19 protein-coding genes are annotated in these 18,750 nt (G+C 68.4%); 8 read left to right on the forward strand and 11 right to left on the reverse strand.

Going from position 1 to position 18,750, the window contains the following annotated elements; translation table 11 throughout:
* Positions 1 to 70 precede the first annotated feature (70 nt).
* Complete coding sequence (locus tag O3I_RS27165; protein WP_051066769.1) at positions 71 to 982, forward strand: RecB family exonuclease; 912 nt, start codon at positions 71 to 73, stop codon at positions 980 to 982.
* A 4-nt stretch (positions 983 to 986) separates the two neighbouring features.
* Here O3I_RS27165 and O3I_RS27170 read toward each other — a convergent pair whose 3' ends face one another.
* The 5 genes from O3I_RS27170 to O3I_RS27185 all read right to left on the reverse strand — a co-directional run bounded on the left by O3I_RS27170 (position 987) and on the right by O3I_RS27185 (position 4,049).
* On the reverse strand, positions 987 to 1,211 hold the full coding sequence (locus O3I_RS27170) for a hypothetical protein (RefSeq protein ID WP_014986210.1): 225 nt from the start codon (positions 1,209 to 1,211) through the stop codon (positions 987 to 989).
* Between the two features lie 193 nt (positions 1,212 to 1,404).
* Entirely contained in the window at positions 1,405 to 2,595 is a 1,191-nt protein-coding gene (locus tag O3I_RS27175) for a YeiH family protein (RefSeq protein ID WP_014986211.1), read from the reverse strand.
* Positions 2,595 to 2,729 (reverse strand): hypothetical protein, encoded by a 135-nt coding sequence (locus O3I_RS46850; protein ID WP_272944273.1) that lies wholly within the window; start codon positions 2,727 to 2,729, stop codon positions 2,595 to 2,597. Before O3I_RS46850 ends, O3I_RS27175 begins: the two co-directional genes overlap by 1 nt.
* A 159-nt stretch (positions 2,730 to 2,888) precedes the next feature.
* A complete protein-coding gene (gene hisG, locus O3I_RS27180; protein WP_014986212.1) occupies positions 2,889 to 3,740 on the reverse strand; it encodes an ATP phosphoribosyltransferase in 852 nt (283 codons plus the stop codon).
* Positions 3,741 to 3,785: 45 nt separating this feature from the next.
* Complete coding sequence (locus tag O3I_RS27185) at positions 3,786 to 4,049, reverse strand: phosphoribosyl-ATP diphosphatase (protein ID WP_014986213.1); 264 nt, start codon at positions 4,047 to 4,049, stop codon at positions 3,786 to 3,788.
* A gap of 147 nt (positions 4,050 to 4,196) precedes the next feature.
* On the opposite strand from O3I_RS27185, the gene O3I_RS27190 reads away from it, so the two are divergent.
* Positions 4,197 to 5,165, forward strand: coding sequence for an NAD(P)H-dependent flavin oxidoreductase (locus O3I_RS27190; RefSeq protein WP_041564435.1), 969 nt, complete (start codon positions 4,197 to 4,199; stop codon positions 5,163 to 5,165).
* 226 nt (positions 5,166 to 5,391) lie between these two features.
* Here O3I_RS27190 and O3I_RS27200 read toward each other — a convergent pair whose 3' ends face one another.
* Genes O3I_RS27200 through O3I_RS46855 form a run of 3 tightly spaced genes read right to left on the reverse strand, consistent with a single transcriptional unit; the run spans position 5,392 to position 8,230 of the window.
* Entirely contained in the window at positions 5,392 to 7,206 is a 1,815-nt protein-coding gene (locus O3I_RS27200) for a choline/carnitine O-acyltransferase (RefSeq protein ID WP_014986215.1), read from the reverse strand.
* Complete coding sequence (locus O3I_RS27205) at positions 7,203 to 8,039, reverse strand: class I SAM-dependent methyltransferase (protein ID WP_063632281.1); 837 nt, start codon at positions 8,037 to 8,039, stop codon at positions 7,203 to 7,205. Before O3I_RS27205 ends, O3I_RS27200 begins: the two co-directional genes overlap by 4 nt.
* A 59-nt stretch (positions 8,040 to 8,098) precedes the next feature.
* Positions 8,099 to 8,230, reverse strand: a complete 132-nt coding sequence (locus O3I_RS46855) for a hypothetical protein (protein ID WP_272944274.1) — start codon at positions 8,228 to 8,230, stop codon at positions 8,099 to 8,101.
* A gap of 122 nt (positions 8,231 to 8,352) precedes the next feature.
* On the opposite strand from O3I_RS46855, the gene O3I_RS45675 reads away from it, so the two are divergent.
* Both O3I_RS45675 and O3I_RS27215 read left to right on the forward strand, forming a co-directional pair.
* The gene (locus tag O3I_RS45675) at positions 8,353 to 9,795 is read left to right on the forward strand and encodes a YiiX/YebB-like N1pC/P60 family cysteine hydrolase (RefSeq protein ID WP_014986217.1); all 1,443 of its coding nucleotides are present in this window, start codon (positions 8,353 to 8,355) and stop codon (positions 9,793 to 9,795) included.
* A 31-nt stretch (positions 9,796 to 9,826) separates the two neighbouring features.
* Entirely contained in the window at positions 9,827 to 10,987 is a 1,161-nt protein-coding gene (locus tag O3I_RS27215) for a hypothetical protein (protein WP_014986218.1), read from the forward strand.
* A 7-nt stretch (positions 10,988 to 10,994) separates the two neighbouring features.
* Here the strand turns inward: O3I_RS27215 and O3I_RS27220 are convergent, their stop codons facing one another.
* On the reverse strand, positions 10,995 to 12,035 hold the full coding sequence (locus tag O3I_RS27220; protein ID WP_014986219.1) for an LLM class F420-dependent oxidoreductase: 1,041 nt from the start codon (positions 12,033 to 12,035) through the stop codon (positions 10,995 to 10,997).
* A 119-nt stretch (positions 12,036 to 12,154) separates the two neighbouring features.
* Here O3I_RS27220 and O3I_RS27225 point away from each other — a divergent pair, with 119 nt between their 5' ends.
* A complete protein-coding gene (locus O3I_RS27225; protein WP_014986220.1) occupies positions 12,155 to 12,814 on the forward strand; it encodes a cyclodeaminase/cyclohydrolase family protein in 660 nt (219 codons plus the stop codon).
* A gap of 96 nt (positions 12,815 to 12,910) precedes the next feature.
* On the forward strand, positions 12,911 to 13,876 hold the full coding sequence (locus O3I_RS27230; protein ID WP_014986221.1) for a TIGR03557 family F420-dependent LLM class oxidoreductase: 966 nt from the start codon (positions 12,911 to 12,913) through the stop codon (positions 13,874 to 13,876).
* Here O3I_RS27230 and O3I_RS27235 read toward each other — a convergent pair whose 3' ends face one another.
* A complete protein-coding gene (locus O3I_RS27235) occupies positions 13,877 to 14,779 on the reverse strand; it encodes an NADP-dependent oxidoreductase (protein WP_014986222.1) in 903 nt (300 codons plus the stop codon).
* Between the two features lie 392 nt (positions 14,780 to 15,171).
* Here O3I_RS27235 and O3I_RS27240 point away from each other — a divergent pair, with 392 nt between their 5' ends.
* Together O3I_RS27240 and O3I_RS27245 are read left to right on the forward strand one after the other, a co-directional pair.
* The gene (locus O3I_RS27240; RefSeq protein WP_014986223.1) at positions 15,172 to 15,921 is read left to right on the forward strand and encodes a L,D-transpeptidase; all 750 of its coding nucleotides are present in this window, start codon (positions 15,172 to 15,174) and stop codon (positions 15,919 to 15,921) included.
* Positions 15,922 to 16,066: 145 nt separating this feature from the next.
* Entirely contained in the window at positions 16,067 to 16,975 is a 909-nt protein-coding gene (locus O3I_RS27245) for an alpha/beta hydrolase (protein WP_014986224.1), read from the forward strand.
* A 6-nt stretch (positions 16,976 to 16,981) separates the two neighbouring features.
* Here O3I_RS27245 and O3I_RS27250 read toward each other — a convergent pair whose 3' ends face one another.
* Positions 16,982 to 18,739, reverse strand: a complete 1,758-nt coding sequence (locus O3I_RS27250) for an ABC transporter ATP-binding protein (RefSeq protein WP_014986225.1) — start codon at positions 18,737 to 18,739, stop codon at positions 16,982 to 16,984.
* Positions 18,740 to 18,750 lie beyond the last annotated feature (11 nt).

Raw genomic sequence — 18,750 nt, forward strand, 5'->3', positions numbered from 1 at the left:
CGTTCGCTGAAGAGCAACGCTCTGCTGGTCGCGCACCGGCTTGTCGGTGCCGCCGGATAGCCTGCCAGGTATGAGCTCGCCCGTGTCCAGGCCCCCTGTCGACGGCACACCGCCGCACACCCCTGGCGCACCGGCGAGTCGTTCCCGTCCCGCGCTGTCGCCTTCGCGGGCAATGGATTTCAAGCAGTGCCCGCTGAAGTACCGATACCGCGCGATCGACCGTATCCCCGAGGCGCCGACTCGGCACGCGGTGCGCGGCACCATGGTGCACGCGGTGCTGGAGGATCTGTACGGGTTACCCGCGCCCGAGCGGCGACCGGAGCGCGCGGACACACTCGTGGTCCCCGCCTGGGCCCGGATCGCAGCGGAGCACCCCGAGGTGGCCACGCTGATCAGCGATGCCGAGCTGGACGGATTTCTCGGTGAGGTGCGCACGCTGGTGCAGACCTACTACCGGCTGGAGGATCCGACGCGCTTCGACCCGGAGTCGCGGGAAGCCCGCGTCGAGGTGGAGCTCGACGACGGAGTTCTGTTGCGCGGCTTCGTCGATCGCATCGATGTGGCCCCGGCCGGACAGCTGCGCGTGGTCGACTACAAGACCGGCCGCTCCCCCGGGCCGACCCAGGAGACCAGGGCGCTGTTCCAGCTCAAGTTCTACGCGCTGGTGGTGCTGCGCACCCGCGGCATCGTGCCCGCCCAGTTGCGCCTGATCTACCTGGCCGACGAGCAGATCCTCACCTACGCGCCGGACGAGGCGGAGCTGTTGCGCTTCGAACGCACCCTGTCCGCGCTGTGGCAGGCCATCCGCGAGGCGGGCCGCACCGGGGAGTTCCAGCCGAACCCCGGCTGGCTGTGCGCGTACTGCGACTACAAACCGCTGTGCCCCGAATTCGGCGGCACCCCACCGCCCTACCCGGGCTGGCCGGACGGCGGGGCGAACGAGTCCCCCGCCGAGACCCTCGCCGACGCGGTCGCCGACTGACCGTTCAGCGGTCGCTGAAGACCGTCATGAAATCCAGTGCGGTGCCGTGTGATCCGATCAGCGCCACCGCGACGATCAGGACGACGACGCCCGCCACGTCACCGGCCAGGATCAGGATGTTGCGCAGCCGCGGCCAGACCGGTGCGCCGACGACGGATTCCGGCCTGCCGTACTCGATGCCGACGGCCCGCTCGGTCTCCGTTTCCATCGACGCCTTCCCGTAGCTCATCGCCGGGGTCCGCCACCGCGCTCCGACGTTCTCTCCGTGTATTTCGCCCGACACACCGCACAGTGTTGCCGACACATCGTGAACGTTTCGTGAAGTCGAGGGGAATAGGCCGGACGCGGTGACCGCGATCCCCCACACCCGGGTGCGCTCGAGGTGGAATCGGCGGGTTCACACCGATACGCACCCGACCGCCTCAGATCGTGAAGTCGTGGAACAGCAGGACCGACAGGCCCAGGCCGACCGCGAGGTTGACGACGACGGCCGAACCGAACACGACGATCGGCCGCCAGCCCGCCTCGCGCAGACCGCGCAGCGAGAACTCGAGTCCGATGGAGACGAACGCGAAGATCAGGAACCAGGTGCGCAGGTCGTTGACGATCGCGATATGCGCGGCACCGGACTTCTTGCCGGCCGCTTGGAGATACAGCGTGCCGATGACCGAAGCGGCGACGAAACCGAGGACGAACTTGGGGAACCGCTCCCAGAGCCCGCGCGCCGAGGGCCGGGCCGCGCCCGCGACCCGCTCGACCCGCAAGGTGAAGTAGGCGGTCAACGCGATGGCGACGAGGCCGATCAGCGCGTTCTGCGTGGTCTTCACGATGGTGGCGATCTGCAGCGCCTGCTCCCCCGCGATGGCGCCGGAGGCCGCGACCGCCGCCGTGGTGTCGATGTTGCCGCCGATCCAGGCGCCCGCCACCGCGTCGGAGAGCCCGAGCACGTCCGCGAGCCAGGGCAGCAGGAAGATCGACGGCAGCGCGAAGATGATCACCAGGGAGGCCGCGTAGGCGATCTGCTCGCGCCGCGCCTGCACCGCGCCCGCCGCCGCGATGGCCGCGCTCACGCCGCAGATCGACACCGCGGAGGACAGCAGCGCCCGCAGCTTGTCGTCGAGCCCGAGCCGCCCGCCCAGCCACCAGGTGAACCCGAAGACGACGGTGATCAGCAAGAGCGCCTGCAGGATCGACGGACCCGCCGCGGTCACCAGGATCTTCAGGTTGATCGAGGCGCCGAGCAGCACCACACCGGTCTTGATGAAGAATTCGGTGCGGAACCCGGCCGAAAGCCGGTCGCGCAGTGCGAGTTTGCTGAGCACGACGTTGCCGAGCAGGCCGATCGCGATGGCGTATACCGGGAACTCGATCGACTTCGCCACTCGCTGCAGCGGCGTGCCCACCGCCCACCGCGGGACATGGGTGTCGAAGTAGCGGGTCAGCGCGCCGAGCACGAGGACCACCGCGATACCCGCCACGATCGCCGTGCCGGTGGGCCGCGAAACCGCCTGTAATGCCACCGTTTCCGAGCGCACCGGGGCCGAAGATGCGGCGTCCGTTCCGCTCTCACCCGGCTCGACCGTAATGCCCGCCCGCGCTGCGGTATCCGACATCACGGCACCAGCCAATCAGGGATGGCGCCGAGCAGGACCAGCGTGATCAGGACCAGACCGACGATGGCCGCCAGCCAATCCTCGTTCCAGGCGAAACGGCTGCCCGCACGTTGCTCGGGCGATGTCTGCGACACGGCGGTACTCCTTGCGATTCCTCATCCAGAGGCCGCAAAGTACCAACGCCGCACCGGTGCCCACACCGGTTGCGTTCACCGTGAATTATTCACGCATACAAGACAAACCAGACGCCGATAATCCGTACCCGTCCCCGCCGGGACGGGTACGGCCGGGGCTCAGAAGGCGCGGCAGGAGCGAATGTCGAAGGCGAGGATGGCTTTCGCGCCAAGATCGGCGAGCTGGTCCATCACCTCGTTGCCCTGTTTGCGCGGCACCATGGCGCGGATCGCGACCCAGTTCTCGTCCGCCAGCGGCGACACCGTCGGCGATTCCAGTCCGGGGGTGATCGCGACGGCCGCGTCGAGCAGCTCCTTCGGGCAGTCGTAGTCCAGCATGATGTACTGCTGGCCGAAGACAACGCCCTGGATGCGCGCGATGAGCTGATTGCGCGCCTTCTCCTTCTGATCCGAGCCGGTGCGCTCGATCAGCACGCCCTCGGAATCGCAGAGCGATTCGCCGAACGCGATCAGGTTGTGCTGGCGCAGGGTACGACCCGAGCCGACCACATCGGCGATGGCGTCGGCGACGCCGAGCTGGATCGAGATCTCCACCGCGCCGTCGAGACGGATCACCTCGGCCTCGATACCGCGTCGCCGCAGATCGCCGAGCACGAGATTCGGGTACGAGGTGGCGATGCGCTTGTCGTAGAGGTCCTCGACCTTCCAGTCCTGTCCGGCGGGCGCGGCGTACCGGAAGGTGGAGCGGCCGAAGCCGAGGCCGAGCCGCTCGCTGACCGGCGCGCCGGAGTCGAGGGCGAGGTCGCGGCCGGTGATGCCCAGATCCAGTTCGCCGGAACCGACGTAGATGGCGATGTCCTTGGGCCGCAGGAAGAAGAATTCCACCTGATTGGCCGGGTCGAGCACGGTCAGGTCGCGGGCATCGGTGCGTTTGCGGTAACCGGCCTCGGCCAGGATGGAGGTGGCGGCTTCGGACAGGGCGCCCTTGTTGGGGACTGCGACGCGCAGCATGGTTGAGGTCCTTTCACGGAGAGAGACTGCGGAACAAGACGGCCGTCACAGATGTCGGTACACGTCTTCGAGCTTCAGCCCACGACCCACCATCAGCACCTGAACCCAGTACAGCAGCTGCGAGATCTCCTCGGCGAGCGACTCGTCGCTCTCGTGCTCGGCGGCCAGCCAGACCTCACCGGCCTCCTCGAGCACCTTCTTACCCTGGCTGTGCACGCCGGCGTCCAACGCGGCCACGGTGCCGGACCCCTCGGGGCGGTTGACCGCACGATCCTGCAGCTCGGCGAACAGGGATTCGAAGTTCTTCACGATAAGCCATTCTTTCAGACCGGTGTGCGGGGCCGTTGCCAGCCCCGCTCCGGCGAGGGGGAACTGGTGGCGCGGCGCACTCGGACGTTGCCGCCACCAGTTCCCCCTCGACGGCACGGACCCGCGTGCGTGGGCATGATGGGAGCCATGGGGTTGCGGACTGCGTTGACGGAAATGTTCGATCTGCGGCATCCGATTGTGTTGGCGCCCATGGGTGGGGTGGCCGGTGGGGCGCTGGCCGCCGCGGTATCCAATGCCGGTGGCCTGGGGCTGGTCGGCAGCGGGGATCGGGCGTGGCTCGAGCGCGAATTGTTCATCGTGGCCGAGTCCGCGCGCTCGGCGTGGGGTATCGGGTTCCTCAGCTGGGCGGTCGACGACGCGACGCTCCGGTGGGCGCTGGCCGAGTACCGGCCGCGGGCGGTGATGCTCTCGTTCGGCGACCCGACGCCGTTCGTCGAGACGGTGCGCGCCGCGGGCGCGGCGTTGCTGGTGCAGGTCACCGACCACGACGAGGCGCGGCGAGCCGCGGACGTCGGCGCGGACGTGATCGTCGCGCAGGGCGGCGAGGCCGGTGGGCACGGCGCGGGACGTTCCACCTTGACCATGGTGCCGACCGTCGCCGACCTGGTGCATCCCATTCCGGTGCTGGCCGCGGGCGGGATCGCGGACGGTCGCGGCCTGGCCGCGGCGGTGACGCTGGGCGCGGCCGGGGCCATGATCGGCACCCGCTTCGAGGCCACCCACGAGGCGGTCCTGTCGCCCGAGGAAGCGAAGGCGATCGTGGCCGCGCGCGGCGACGAGACCTCCCGCAACCGGGTGTTCGATATCGCCCGCCGCTCCCCCTGGCCCGCGAAGTACACCGCGCGCATGCTGCGCAACCCGTTCTTCGACCGCTGGCAGGACCGCGAGGACGACCTGCGCGCCGACACCGCCGCCCAAGACGTCTACCTCGACGCCGTACGCCGCGCCGACCCGGCCGCGATCCCCGTCTGGGCAGGCGAAGGCGTAGACCTGATCACCTCGATCGACCCCGCCGCCGAGGTACTGACCAGGATCGCCGACGAAGCCGCCACCGCCCTAGCCCGCGCGGCCCGCCGACTCGTCGACGACGTCTGACGTTCCGCGTTCCCGCACCCCTTTCGTCGCAAAACACGGCGTGTCGTACGGCGAGTCAGGGTGCGGGAGGTCAGAAAGGGTGCGTGGACCCGCGGCCAGCAGAACCGGCCGCCGCAGCGCCGCGATGACGTCGGCTTTCGAGTGACCGACACGGTGCCGGACGACGAACGCGGGAACCGAACTGGGCGCGCCTTGCTCGATTCCGGCGTTCCCGGACGACGCGAGATCAGCTCGGGCTGAGCAGTGCCTCCAGATCGGCGACGGCGGTGCGGAGGTGGTCGGCGAAGGCGTGCATCTGGTCGGCGACCGCGGTGGGGGTGGCGAGGTAGAGGTTCCAGCGGTCGGGCAGCAGGACGTAGGCGACACCGATACAGCGCGGGCTGGTCGAGCCGAAACCGAAGTAGCGGATGTTGACCGACGGGGCCGAGCTGGTGCTCAGGTAGTCGTCGCGCATGATCGTCCAGCCGGGGCTGTCGAAAAGCGGAATCGGCTCGGTGACACCGAGTTCCGCGCCGCGCCGGCGCTGGATCCACTGCAGCTCCCACAGGTGCTGTTCGGGCGCGTCACCGGCCTGGCACTGCTTGGCCCTGGTCACGTGCGCGGTGGCGGCGGTCCGCGCCGCCGCGAGCCGCGCGTCCCGGTCGGCGGACTCGTCCTGCATCGCGTCCACGAACGCCACCATCTCCGGCGTGATCACCCGCATCGCCTCGGTGCGACCGTTGCGATACTGCCGGGTGGCGATGGATTCGTAGGTGGCACCGGTGATTCCCTTGCTGCGCCGGTGCGCGAGCTGATAGCTCAACTGCGCGAACGCGTCCGGCGAGATGCCGAGCTGCTTGGCCCGCGTGGTACCGAAATCGGTGAAAGAGACGGTCTGCGTGGCATTGTCGGCGGCGTACCGCGCGAAATCGGCGCCCGCGGCGGCGATGTCGTTGCGCTGCGCGGCGTCCAGCACGAACTCGATCGGCTCGACGGCAGGTAAACCCTGGGCCTGCGCGCCGGATCGAGTGGCGTGCTCCTGCGCCGAGGTCTCCAGCATCGCGTCCACGAAGGACAGGATGGTGGTGCCGTCCAGCCCGCAGTGCTCGATGTTGATACCCGCCTGGCCGTCGCCGAAGACGATGAACGACACCGACTTGTCGAACCAGCGGTTCGCGCTGTCACCGTGCAGCAGTTGGTCGCACGCGTGCAGCTCGTCGCGCGGCGCGAAATCCTCCAGGCAGACGCAGAACAGCGCGGTCTCGACGGTGTCGAGGGCCGCCGCGTTGGCCGGTTCGGCGAGCAGCGACTGCCTGCTCGCCGCCCATTCGCCGCGGGCCTTGGTGGTGAGATGCCCTACCGCGGAATCGGTCCGGGTCGAGCGGGCGCCGGCTTTGAGCACCTCGCGCAGGCCGTCGGCGAGATCGTCGAGCGAGTAGGGCACGCCGTCGGCGCCGAGCACGTCCATCCGGAACATGCTGCCGCGGAAGAAGACCACCACATGCTTGGCGGTCGAGGGCCCCGGCCATTCGGCGCTGTAGGGGACGCGCACGCTGTCCTGTTCGGCGCCGGGAATCCGGGTCTCGGAGAACAGGTACTTGTTCTGCCACATGGACAGCGCCTGCCCGCGTTGCAGCACCGGCGGGATCGCTTCCTGATCCAGCGCGAGCTTGTAATCGACTGCGGCGCTGATGATCCCCGCCGCCCGCTCCACCTGGTTCGCGCCGGTCGAGGTGGCCAGGGTGGTCTCCTCCCGGAACAGGAAGAAGAAGTTCGCGTTCAGCGCGATCCGGTCGCGCCGGCCCAGGTAGCGCGACGGCCAGAACAGGTCCAGCCAGCTGCCGACGCCGGGCGTGGCGTCGTATTCGGCCAGCGCCGCGTGCAGCGTGCGCGCGGGGCTGCCGGGGCGCAGCAGGTCGGCGACCGCGGCCTCGGTGGTGGCCAGTTCATCGGCGGTGAGCAGCGGTGCGCACCACTCCAGAAAGCGGTGGCAGCTGGCCTCCAGCGTCGGCAGGGGCACCCGGGGCAGGGTGTCGTCGGCGGCGAAGGTGCGTTCGGTCAATGCTGGTCCTCGGTGTCGGCGTGGTGCTTCGGCAACGGTCGCGATAGATACAGGCCGGCGTAGAGCCAGCCTTCGGTTTCCCGGTCGGTAGTGTCGATCCCTTTGGCGGACAAGGTGTTCAGCACCTGGGTCTGTTCGGCGACGGAGGCGAACCTGCGCTGCTCGAACAGCCCGGGCGCCTGCTCGGTCCGGTAGCCGAGCGCCGTGAGTTCGGCGGCGATCGGCGCGAAGTCGAACATGCGCAGCACGAAGTGTGCCATCCAGGGCCGGCGGCGCGGATGGGCGGTGGCGACTCGGGCCAGAGTTTTCTCGGTGACGTAGCCGATACAGCCGGTGGAGATGATGAGGTCGGCGCTCGCCAGCAGCTCGCGCTGCTCGTCGGTGGGCTCACCGGATTCCAGATCGGCGTGCACCGTGCCGTGCAACAGTCCCGCCGCCTCGGCATAGCCGAGCGCGGGCGCGGAGGCGTCCATGCCGAGGAAGCGGACATCGGGCAGACCTTCGGCCGCGCCGAGTTCCGCGCGATCACGGGCGATCAGCGCCGCGCGGTCACCGTCGGCGGTGCGGTAGTGCTCGGTGAGGTCGTGCATGGTGGTGTCGAAGCGCAGCAGCGCGGCGTTGACGCCGTAGGAGCAGCCGATGTCGAGCACTGTCGGCGTGGCCACCCGCGCGGACGCGCGATACTCCCGGATCTGTTGCTGGAAGATCGGTTTCGCCAGTTCGGGAATGCGATAGTCGAGGTCGGACATGCGGGCGTAGTAGTCGCGGGGATCGGGACGTTCGTAGATATCGTCGAAGGAGGCTTTCCCGGTCGTGTGTAACGGCACTGCCACAGTCGTTCCTCTCGGGTCGAGCGGTGTTCCCGATCGACGTGACGATCGGGCCGTTCGGCTCAGTCGAGCAATCGGTCACCGCGGACGACGTCGGCCGCGGCGGCCAGATGGTCGGGAAGTACTCGACCCGCCGGCATCCAGCCCGCCGGCATCCAGCCCACCAGCATCCAGCCCACCAGCATCCAGCCCACCGGCAACGACCTCGACCGCGCCGACCTCGGCGCCAGAAAGCGGATGCGCTACCGGAGCGAAGACCAAGCCGGGATCTTGGGCTCCGACACGCAACCCCCGCGCCACGATCGAGCCGGGGCGGATGCGTTCGGACTGCGAAGCCATTCCCGACGGATTCAGCAAGGCCCAAGCGGACAAGGCAGAGACCATGGAGGCCGCTGCGGCGGTGCGACCGGACCGCCGGTCGACGCTCGAAACGCCTGGCTGCCAAGTGTATTGGCCGGCACCGTACGAAGTGTGTGGCGCGATTCGCGACAAGTACAACGAGCTCGGCGGGCCCAACAGTTTCCTACTGTTCCCCACCAGCAACGAGTTGACCAACCCGGACGGGGTCGGCAAACGCTCCACGTTCCAGAACGGCCCCATTTACTGGTCCCCGGCCGGCGGTGCGCATCCCGTGGTCAATCACTTCTTCGCCGCCTGGCAGCGCAACGGCTGGGAAGGCGGACCGCTCGGATACCCGACGTCGGACGAGGCCGTCAATCCCGACGGAGTGGGCCGTCGCCAGTACTTCCAAGGCGGCACGATCTACTGGAAACTCAACGAGGCCTACTACGTGGCGGGCGCGATCCGGGATAAGTGGGGCGAAACCGGTTGGGAGGGTGGGTGGCTCGGCTACCCGAGCACCGATGAGACCGTGCTGCCCGATGGGCAGGGGCGAATGAATCGCTTTCAGAACGGTGTCATCTACTGGTCTCCCGGCACCGGTGCGCACCCCGTGGGTGGGTCGATCCTCGACAAATGGGCAAAGGCCGGTTACGAACGCAGCACGTTCGGTTACCCCACCGGGGACCAGACCAGCCGCGACAACAACGTGACCGTCGAACAACAGTTCCAGGGCGGCCTGTTGACGGCTCCCGGCCCGGCCGCGACGGAACTGGCCTACCTCAATCCCGGCACGACCGGCGAACAGCAGATAGCGGCCGCGCAGAAGTGGGCGCAGCAGATCGCCGCTCCGGTCATCGATGTGCTCGTCGAGGCACTGCGCAAGGCGCGGGAGTATACCCAGGTCAAAAGCCCGGACAGTCCTTCCGAAGACGACTACGAGAATCTTCCGGACGCCAGGGGTAAGGGCGATATCTTCTATGCTGATTCGAGCCCGGACCTCGTGGTGATCAATAAGCTGGTGAACCATGGGCACAACGGGATCTACGTGTCGACGACGAACACCGTCGAAGCGGCGCAGGGCAAGGGCGTGCACGAGATCGACAATCGCACCGCGACAAACGGGGGACGCCGACAGGTGCGCAAACCACAGCTGGGCTGGATCGAGACCTCCGATGCCATCCGCACCTCGGCGGTGACCTTCGCCCGCGCCAAACTCGGGAAGTCCTACAACAACAACTTCGCCTGGAACCGCAATGTCGAGGACGAGCAGTACAACTGCTCGCAGATCGTCTGGGCCGCATACATGCACGCGTCCAACGGCGACATCGACATGAAGGACAGCTTCCCGAATCCGACGCCTTCGGTATATCCCAAGGAGCTCTTCAAATCCGGGTGGGTACGCAAGTATTACCCGTAACACTGCTACGAGAAGGTGGGACTTCGATCGCATGGTGCGGATCAGGGGCCGGTGGGCGGCCGGATCGGTGGCTTTGCTGCTGGCGCTGACGGTTTCGTGCGCGGACCGGCCGGAGTATCCCGGCAGCGAGTTGGGTGGAGTGCCGGGTGGGGCGGTGGGGGCCGTGGTGGTCGGGCCGCTCGCGCTGGAATCCGTTGGGCGCGATGATCGGACGATGCTCTTCGTGTTCGATCATCGGGGGCAGGTGGTCGGGAAGTCGCTCGGGCCCGCGATCAGTAACAATCGGGTGCTCGCCGACGCCGGACGGATCGTCACCTCGTTCGCCGATTCGGTGTCGGCGCTGGCCGGCACCGGCCGCGAGCAGTTCGGGATCGAACGGGAATCCATCGTGCAAGCCGCTGCCGGGCAACCCGGTAGCGGCGCGGCCACCCTCTGGTACAACACCGGAGTTGTCAACGGCGAGTACGTCAATCGCTTCGTGTCGATCGGATCGGGCAAGTCGGTACGGACCGGGCAGGTGGCCGGGATCGTCGGAACCACCTCGTACTGCGGAGAATCCAACTTCGCGGTGGTGCGGCAATCGTTCGTCGGCACCGAGCAGAACCCGACGAAGAACTGGCTCTACGCACTCGGTGACGACAACGCACCGGTGGTGCGCGGCCAGTGGGATTACGACCCGGAATTCCGGCCGGTGACAACGACTTCCGCGTGCACCGCGGACGGCGGCGAGCTGGTCGCGCTCTACGCGTCCGAGCAGACCGCGACCGGCGGAGGTACCGGCCTGACGTTGGTGAGAATCCGCACGGCCGACGGTGCACGCACCGAAACCGCCTTGCAGATGCCCGAATTCGGCTGGGAAACCCATCGCGGTTCGTTGACGGTGGCGCACGGCAAGCTGTACTGGATCACCAGGAACGGTGAGGTGCTGTCGGTGCCGTTGGACGGGACGAACACCGTGACGAAGGAGTGGACCGTGCACGGCCCGCGCGACAAGGTCGCGTTGTCGGTGCACGGCCCCACCGTGTCGGCGATCAGCTATCGCGGCAAGGCCGAATACTCCCGATACGAGCTCGCGACCGGTCGCCGCACCACCGGACCGGTCGCGCTCCCCTGGCTCGACGACATCGAGGGGAGCGAGACCGAAAGCGGCGGCAGCATCTACTCCGTCGCCGATATGGCCGGACTCGACTGAGGCGGGCTCAGTCGCAGAGTTCGCGCAACTGCTCGATCAGCTTGACCCGCTCGGCCGGGGTGGCCGCCATCGGGACCACGTTCAGCACGGTCGCCCCCGCCTCGGCGAACGCGGCGATCCGCTCCTTGACGTAGCCCGCCGGGCCGACGAGCGAGACGTCGCGCGCCAGCGCGTCGGGGACGGCCTTGGCCGCCTCCTCCTTCTTGCCCGCCAGGTAGAGCTCCTGGATGCGGTCGGCTTCGGCGCCGTAGCCGTACTTGGTGGCCAGCGTGTGATAGAAGTTCTTGCCCTTCGCGCCCATGCCGCCGATGTAGAGGGCCAGGTACGGTTTGACGAACGCCAGCAGCGGTTCGACGTTGTCGCCGATGGCCAGCGCCGGGCCCGCGTAGACCTGCAGGTCGCCGAGTTGCGGATCGCGCTTGGCCAGACCGGCGGCGAGCGAATCGCCCCACACGTCCTTCGCCTTCTCCGGCAGGAAGAAGACCGGCTGCCAGCCTTCGGCGATCTCCGCGGTCAGCTCGACGTTCTTCGGACCGAGCGAGGCGAGCAGCACCGGAATGCGTTCGCGCACCGGGTGATTGATGAGCTTGAGCGCCTTGCCGAGGCCGGTGCCCTGCCCTTCGGGCAGCGGGATCTGGTAGTACTTGCCGTGGTATTCGAGTCGCTCGCGCCGCCACACCTTGCGGCAGATCTCGACCAGTTCCCGGGTGCGGCCGATCGGCGCGTCGTAGGGCACGCCGTGGAAGCCCTCGATCACCTGCGGGCCCGAGGCGCCGAGGCCGAGGATGTAGCGGCCGTCGGAGACGAAGTCGAGACCGGCCGCGGTCATCGCGGTCAGGCTGGGCGTGCGGGTGTAGATCTGCAGGATGCCGGAGGCCAGCTCCAGCCGTGACGTCTTGGCCGCGAGGTAGCCGAGCGCGCTCACCGCGTCGTAGGAGTAGGCCTCGGGCACGAACACGATGTCCAGACCGGCCCGTTCGAGGTCCACGACCTCGGCGGCCGCCTCTTTGAAACCGCCCGAGTAGTTGATGCTCAATCCGATCCGCATGGCACTCAACATAACGCCGTTTACGGGCGACCGGTGCAGTGGGCCGGGTGCGACGGCCAACCGGTAGCGTTGACCGCGCACCGCTCCCCCCTCGCCGGATATCGAAAGGCCACCCACCCGTGTCGCAGCCGAGCACGTCGTCCCAGGAAACAGCCTCGTCCTTCGGCGCGGCCACGCTCGCGCAGTACCTGTCCGACCTGGCCGCCAAGATCCCCGCGCCCGGCGGCGGCGCGGTCGCCGCGCTGCACGCCGCGCAGGCCGCCGCCCTGGTCGCGATGGTCGCGCGCTACACCACCCGGGCCAAGGACGCCGACAACCGGCCCGTGGTCGACCGCGTCATCGAGGCCGCCGACGCCGCCCGGGGCCGGGCGCTCGCCCTCGCCGACGCCGACGCCGCCGCATTCACCGCGGTGGGTGCGGCCTACAAGCTGCCCAAGGGCACGCCCGAAGAAGAGTCCGCCCGCACGGCGGCCATCAATGCCGCGTTGCTCGAGGCGGCGCGCGTGCCCGCCGCCGTCGTCGACGAGGCCGACGAGGTGCTCTCGCTGGCCGGCGAGCTGTTCCCGATCGGCAACCCGAACGTGGTCACCGATATCGGTGCCGCGGCCGACGCGTGCCGCGCCGCCGCCGCGAGTTCGCAGCTCAACATCGAGATCAACGTGGCCTCGCTGCCCGCCGCCGAGGGCGACCGTTTCGCCCCGGTACTGCTCCGGATCGAGGAGCTGGTGGCCCGCGCCGACGCGCTGCACGCCGACGTGGTGCACGCGCTGCGGAAGTAGCCGCGGGTTTCCGGTCCGCCCGGCCGGGTATGTCGGCGCTGAACGCGAGGTGAGCACGGTCGAACGGCCGTGCCCGACAGTGCCGAGGAGGTAGCCGTGCAGCTCGGATACAAGTTGGCCGCGGAGGCATTCGGGCCGAAAGAACTGATGCGCCAAGCGATTCGGGCGGAGTCGGCGGGATTCGACTTCGTCGAGATCAGCGATCACTACCATCCGTGGCTGGACGAGCAGGGCCATTCCCCGTTCGCCTGGACCGTGCTCGGCGCGATCGCGGCGCAGACCGAACGGATCGGCCTGGCCACCGGTGTGACCTGCCCGACGGTGCGCTACCACCCGGCGATCATCGCGCAGGCGGCGGCAACGCTGGCGCTGGTCTCCGACGGCCGGTTCACGCTCGGTGTCGGGTCCGGTGAGCGGTTGAACGAGCACGTGGTCGCGCGCGAATTCCCGGATGCCAGGATCCGGCAGGAGATGTTGCGCGAGGCGCTGGAGATCATCCGGTTGCTGTGGCGTGGCGGCTATCAGTCCTATGACGGGCGCTACCTGTCGCTCTCGGACGCGCGGGTCTTCGACCTGCCCGAGCAACTGCCCGTGATCGCGGTCGCGGCCAGCGGGCCGCCCTCGGCCCGGATCGCCGCCGAACTCGGCGACGGACTGTTCGCCACCGAGCCGAAGCCGGAGATCATCGGGCACTATCGCGACAGCGGCGGGGACGGTCCCCGCTACGCCGAGGTGCCCATGGCGTGGGCCCTCGACGAGTCGACCGCGGCGAAGGCAGTGCTGGCGACCAGCCGCTGGGCGCTCACCGGCTGGAAGGTGATGAGCGAACTGCCCAACCCGGTGAATTTCGACGCCGCGTCCCGCACCGTGCGCGAGGAGGACGTGCTGACGCAATTCGCCTGTGGCCCAGACCCTTCCCGCTACGTCGAGGTCGCTCAGCAGTACGTCGACGCGGGCTTCGACCATCTGGTCATGCAGAACGCGGGACCGGACCCGGACGGCTTCATCGATTTCTTCCAGCAGGAACTCGAGCCCCGGCTACGCACGATGGAGCCGTCCTGATCAGTTCGGCGCGTTCCACGGGGTGAGCACGATCTTGCCCCGCACGCCGCCGGATTCGCTGAGGCGGTGCGCTTGCGCGATTTCCGCCAGCGGCAGCACCTGGTCGACCGTGACGTTCAGGTGACCGCGGTCGACCATCGTCGCGATCTCGCGCAGCGACAGTGCCGACGGTGTCACATAAAAGCGTTCGTACCGCGGGTCGTCCACCGCATCCGAGCCGAGGCAGTCGATATAACGACCATCCGGGCGCAGCACCCGCAGTGAGCGGGATCCGTAGTCACCGCCCACGAGGTCGAGCACGACATCGATATCGCCGGTCACCTCGGTGAAATCGACTGCGGTGTAATCGATCAGCTCCGCCGCACCCAGCTCGCGCAGAAATTCGTGCCGGGTCGCGCGGGCGGTACCGAGCACGTGCGCGCCCCGATGCGCGGCGATCTGTACCGCGAGATGCCCGACGCCGCCGGCGGCCGCGTGCACCAGAACCCGTTGTCCCGCACCGACGGCGGCCAACGCCTGCCACGCCGTCGAGGCCACCGAAGGCAGGGCGGCCGCCCGCACGTGGTCGACGCGCACCGGTTTCAGCGCCGTGCTCTGTTCCGGCGCGACAACGTATTCGGCGTTCGCCCCACCCATCACCATGCCGAACACGGCATCCCCCACCTGGAATCGCTCGACGCCCGAACCGATTTCCTCGACCACGCCGGAAACATCGAATCCCAGTGTGAGCGGCGGATTTCCGAGTCCCTGCACCACCCCGGAGCGCACCTTCCAGTCCGCCGGATTCACCGACGTGGCCGCGACCCGGATCAACACCTCCCCCGGTCCGGGTCGCGGCTGATCCACCTCGACCGTCTCCAGCACTTCGACTCCACCGAACCTGCTCTGCGTGATCGCCAACATGCCATCGATTCTCCACCGTTGTTTCTGTTGGGAAGAATTCCACCGAATGGCCCTGATGGACCCCGCCTTCGAGCATTGCGCTCCCACAACCGCCCAGGGCGGTGTCGTCCTGCGAGATCCGCACCGCCGGACCGTCGAAATGACACTCCTGGAACTCGACGTATTCGCCGATCACTACCGCCCACATGCTGCGCGCAGGCCGCTGATCTGCACGAACGATCGTTTGGTGCGACTTTCGGCGGGTTTGGCGGCCGATAAGGCGGGTAGGCAACATAGAGAGGGGCATGGTCCGATTACGACTGGACTACGGCCGGGATCGATTCGTGGACCGAGTTGATCATGAGGCCTAAAATTGCATTCTTGCCTACCCATATCTCGTAAGGGGTGGAGCCATGAGAAATGTGCTCCGGTATCTGTTCTTGATGATCTTGGTCGCGGCAATGGCCATCTGGTGGTCCGGCACCGCGACGGCCGGCATGGCCGGTACGGCGACGGCGAATCCGATCGAACTGATCGGGCCGTCCGACGGACAGGTGGTGGGCGTCGCCCACCCGGTCACCATCCGGTTCGCGCAACCGGTCACCGACCGGGCGGCCACGGAACGCACCGTCGATATCCGGGCCACCGATCCGCTGCCCGGCACGTTCGCGTGGACGACCGACCGGGAGGTCGTCTGGACGCCGACGGGGTACCTGCCCGCCAGCGCCCGCATCAGCGTCGGCGTCGGCCAGGCCCGCACCGAATTCCGTACCAACGTAGGCGTTTACGGTGACGCCGACATGTCCGCCCACACCTTCACGCTGACCGTCGGCGGCGAGTCCAGGACAATGCCCGCCTCGATGGGCAAGCCCGGGTTCGAGACGCCGTCCGGCCGGTTCCCGGTGCTGGAGAAGGCGCGCTCGGTCGTGTTCGATTCCAGGACCATCGGCATCCCGCTGAGTTCGCCCGAGGGCTACGTGATCAACGGCGAATTCGCCGAGCGTCTGACCTGGGGCGGGGTGTACATCCACTCAGCGCCGTGGTCGGTGGAGCAGCAGGGCAACTCGAACGTGAGCCACGGCTGCATCAACCTGGCCCCCGACGACGCCGCGTGGGTCTACTACACCATCAATATCGGCGATCCCGTCACCACGCACTGGTGAGCAGTCACTGCCGTCACCGCACGCGAGCGCGGTGACGGCGGCCGAACGGCTGTGACGGGCGCCACCCGGTACTACAGCTCCGATTCGTGCCATGATCGAGCAAATGGGACACACGGTCTCTTTCGATGGCATCAGGAGCTGACGGATGGCACCACGTTCGGACATCGAATTCCGTTCGCACGGAACGACACTGCGCGGCTGGCTGTATCGCCCCGAAGCCGCGGACGGTGACGTCCCCCTGGTCGTGCTGGCCCACGGACTCGGCGCGGTGAAGGAGATGCGCCTCGACGCCTTCGCCGCACACTTCGCTGCCGCGGGCATCGCCGCCCTGGTCTTCGACTATCGGCATTTCGGCGCTAGTGACGGCACACCGCGCCAACTGCTGAGCATCGGCCGCCAGTTGGCGGACTGGTCGGCGGCGATCGACTACGCGAGCACCCTCGACGGGATCGATCCGTCCCGAATCGCTTTGTTCGGAACGTCTTTCAGCGGCGGCCACGTGCTGCGAGTGGCGGCGCGGGACCGTCGCGTCGCGGCGGTCGTCGCGCAGTGCCCGTTCACCGACGGACCGGCCTCGGCGACGACCGTCGGGTTGCGGCCGCTGCTGGGCATCGCGGTCCGGGCCGGTCTGGACGTCGGCGCGGCCGCGCTGCGCCGCGCGCCGGTCACCGTCCCGTTGACCGGCGCGCCGGGCACGACGGCCCTGATGAACGCGCCGGACGCCGCCCCCGGCTACACCGGCCTGGTGCCCGACGAGTACACCCACCACGATGCGATCGCCGCGCGGATCGGACTCACCCTCCCCCTGTACCGGCCCGGCCGCAGCCTGCGCAAGATCGGCTGCCCGGTCTTTCTCGGCGTCTGCCTGACCGACAGCGTCGCACCGCCCGGCCGCACCCTGCGCTACGCCGCGGCCGCCGGCCCGAACGTCGAGGTGCACGAGTACCGGGCGGGCCACTTCGACATCTACGTGTCGCCCGATTTCGAGCAGGTCGTGGCCGACGAAACCGCCTTCCTGGTCGAGCATCTCCGGGTGTGCCCGACCTCGTCCTGACCGCGCTCACGCCGCGGCAGGTAGCGCCTCGTTGCGGGAAACCAAAGCCGCGTACCGGTTTTCGCGCGCCATGAGTTCGTCGTGCGTGCCGCTCTCCACGACGCGCCCGTGGTCGAGCACGACGATCTGGTCGGCGTCGCGGATGGTGGACAGGCGGTGCGCGATGGTGATCGTGGTGCGGCCGGCCGAGAGCGCGTCGATGGCCTGCTGCACCTGCTGCTCGGTGCGGGTGTCCAAGGCGCTGGTCGCCTCGTCGAGCACCAGGATCGGCGGATCGCGCAGGATCGCACGGGCCACCGCCAGCCGCTGCTTCTCGCCGCCGGAGAAGCGGTAACCGCGTTCGCCCACCATGGTGGCGTAGCCCTCGGGCAGGCTCATGATGTGGTCGTGGATCTGTGCGGCGCGCGCGGCGGCGTGCAGTTCCTGGTCTGTCGCATCGGGTTTCGCGAAACGCAGGTTGTCCGCGACCGAGGCGTGGAACAGGTAGGTCTCCTGGGAGACCACGCCGACCGCACCGGCGAGATCGGCGAAGGACAACTCGCGCACATCTTTTCCGTCGATCGTGATCCGTCCGGAACTCACGTCGTAGAGCCGGGCCACGAGGTAGCCGAGTGTGGTCTTACCGGAACCGGTTTCGCCGACGACGGCCAGACTCGTCCCAGCCGGCACGCTGATGTCGATATCGCGCAACACCTCTCGATCGCCCGCCCCATAGGCGAACCCGACGTGTTCGAAGCGCACCGCGCCGGACACCGGACCGAGCGGGACCGGCCGCGCGGGTTCCTCGATATCCGGTTTCAGATCGAGGTATTCGAAGATCCGGCCGAACAGCGCGAGCGAACTCTGCACCTCGACGCCGGTGGAGAGCAACTGCACCATCGGGCGCAGCAGCGTGGTCTGCAAGGTGGTGAACGCGACCAGCGTGCCGATCGACACCAGCGGCTTGCCCGCCGTGACGGTCAGTCCCGCCGCCCAGTAGATCACCGCGGGCATCGCCGACATGACGATCGTGATGGTCGACTGCCGCCACCGCCCCGCCATGCTCGCGCGGATCTCCAGATCGACCAGCCCGCGTGATTCGCGCGCGAAACCGTCTACCAGCGCGGGCGAGCGGCCCATCGTGCGGCCGAGCAGGATGCCGCTCACCGAGAGCGACTCCTCCACGATCGCCGACATGCCCGCCAGCTTCTGCTGGCGCTGGGCGGTGATCTTGCGGCGCTCGTTGCCGACCCGGCGGCTCACCCAGACGAAGAACGGCAGCATGATCAGCGAGACCAGCGTGAGCCGCCAGTCCAGCACGATCATGGCGACGATCGCGGCGAGCACCGTGGTGAAGTTCGAGACGAGCGAGGTCGCGGTGGAGGTGACGGTGGACTGCATGCCGCCGATATCGTTGGCGATGCGCGACTGCACCTCACCGGTGCGCGTTCTGGCGAAGAAGGACAACGGCATTCGCTGCAACTGCGCGTACACCGCCGAACGCAGATCGTGCATCACGTCCTGGCCGACGGTGGTCGAGATGTAGGTCTGCAAGACGCCGAACACACTGGTCAGCGCCGCGACCGCGACCATGCCCGCGGCGAGCAGGGTGAGCAGGCCGGTGCGCCCGTGCGGCAGCGCGTCGTCGAGCACCGCGCGCAACATGAACGGCGAGGCCAGCGCGACCACCGAGGACAGGCCGACCAGCGCGGCAACGGCGGCCAGACGGGCCCGATAGGGGTGGAACAGCCGGACGATCCGGCGAAGCTGAGCTGGGGGCTGCATAGGCGGCTCCT

The sequence above is a fragment of the Nocardia brasiliensis ATCC 700358 genome, assembly GCF_000250675.2.
Lineage (GTDB): Bacteria > Actinomycetota > Actinomycetes > Mycobacteriales > Mycobacteriaceae > Nocardia > Nocardia brasiliensis_B.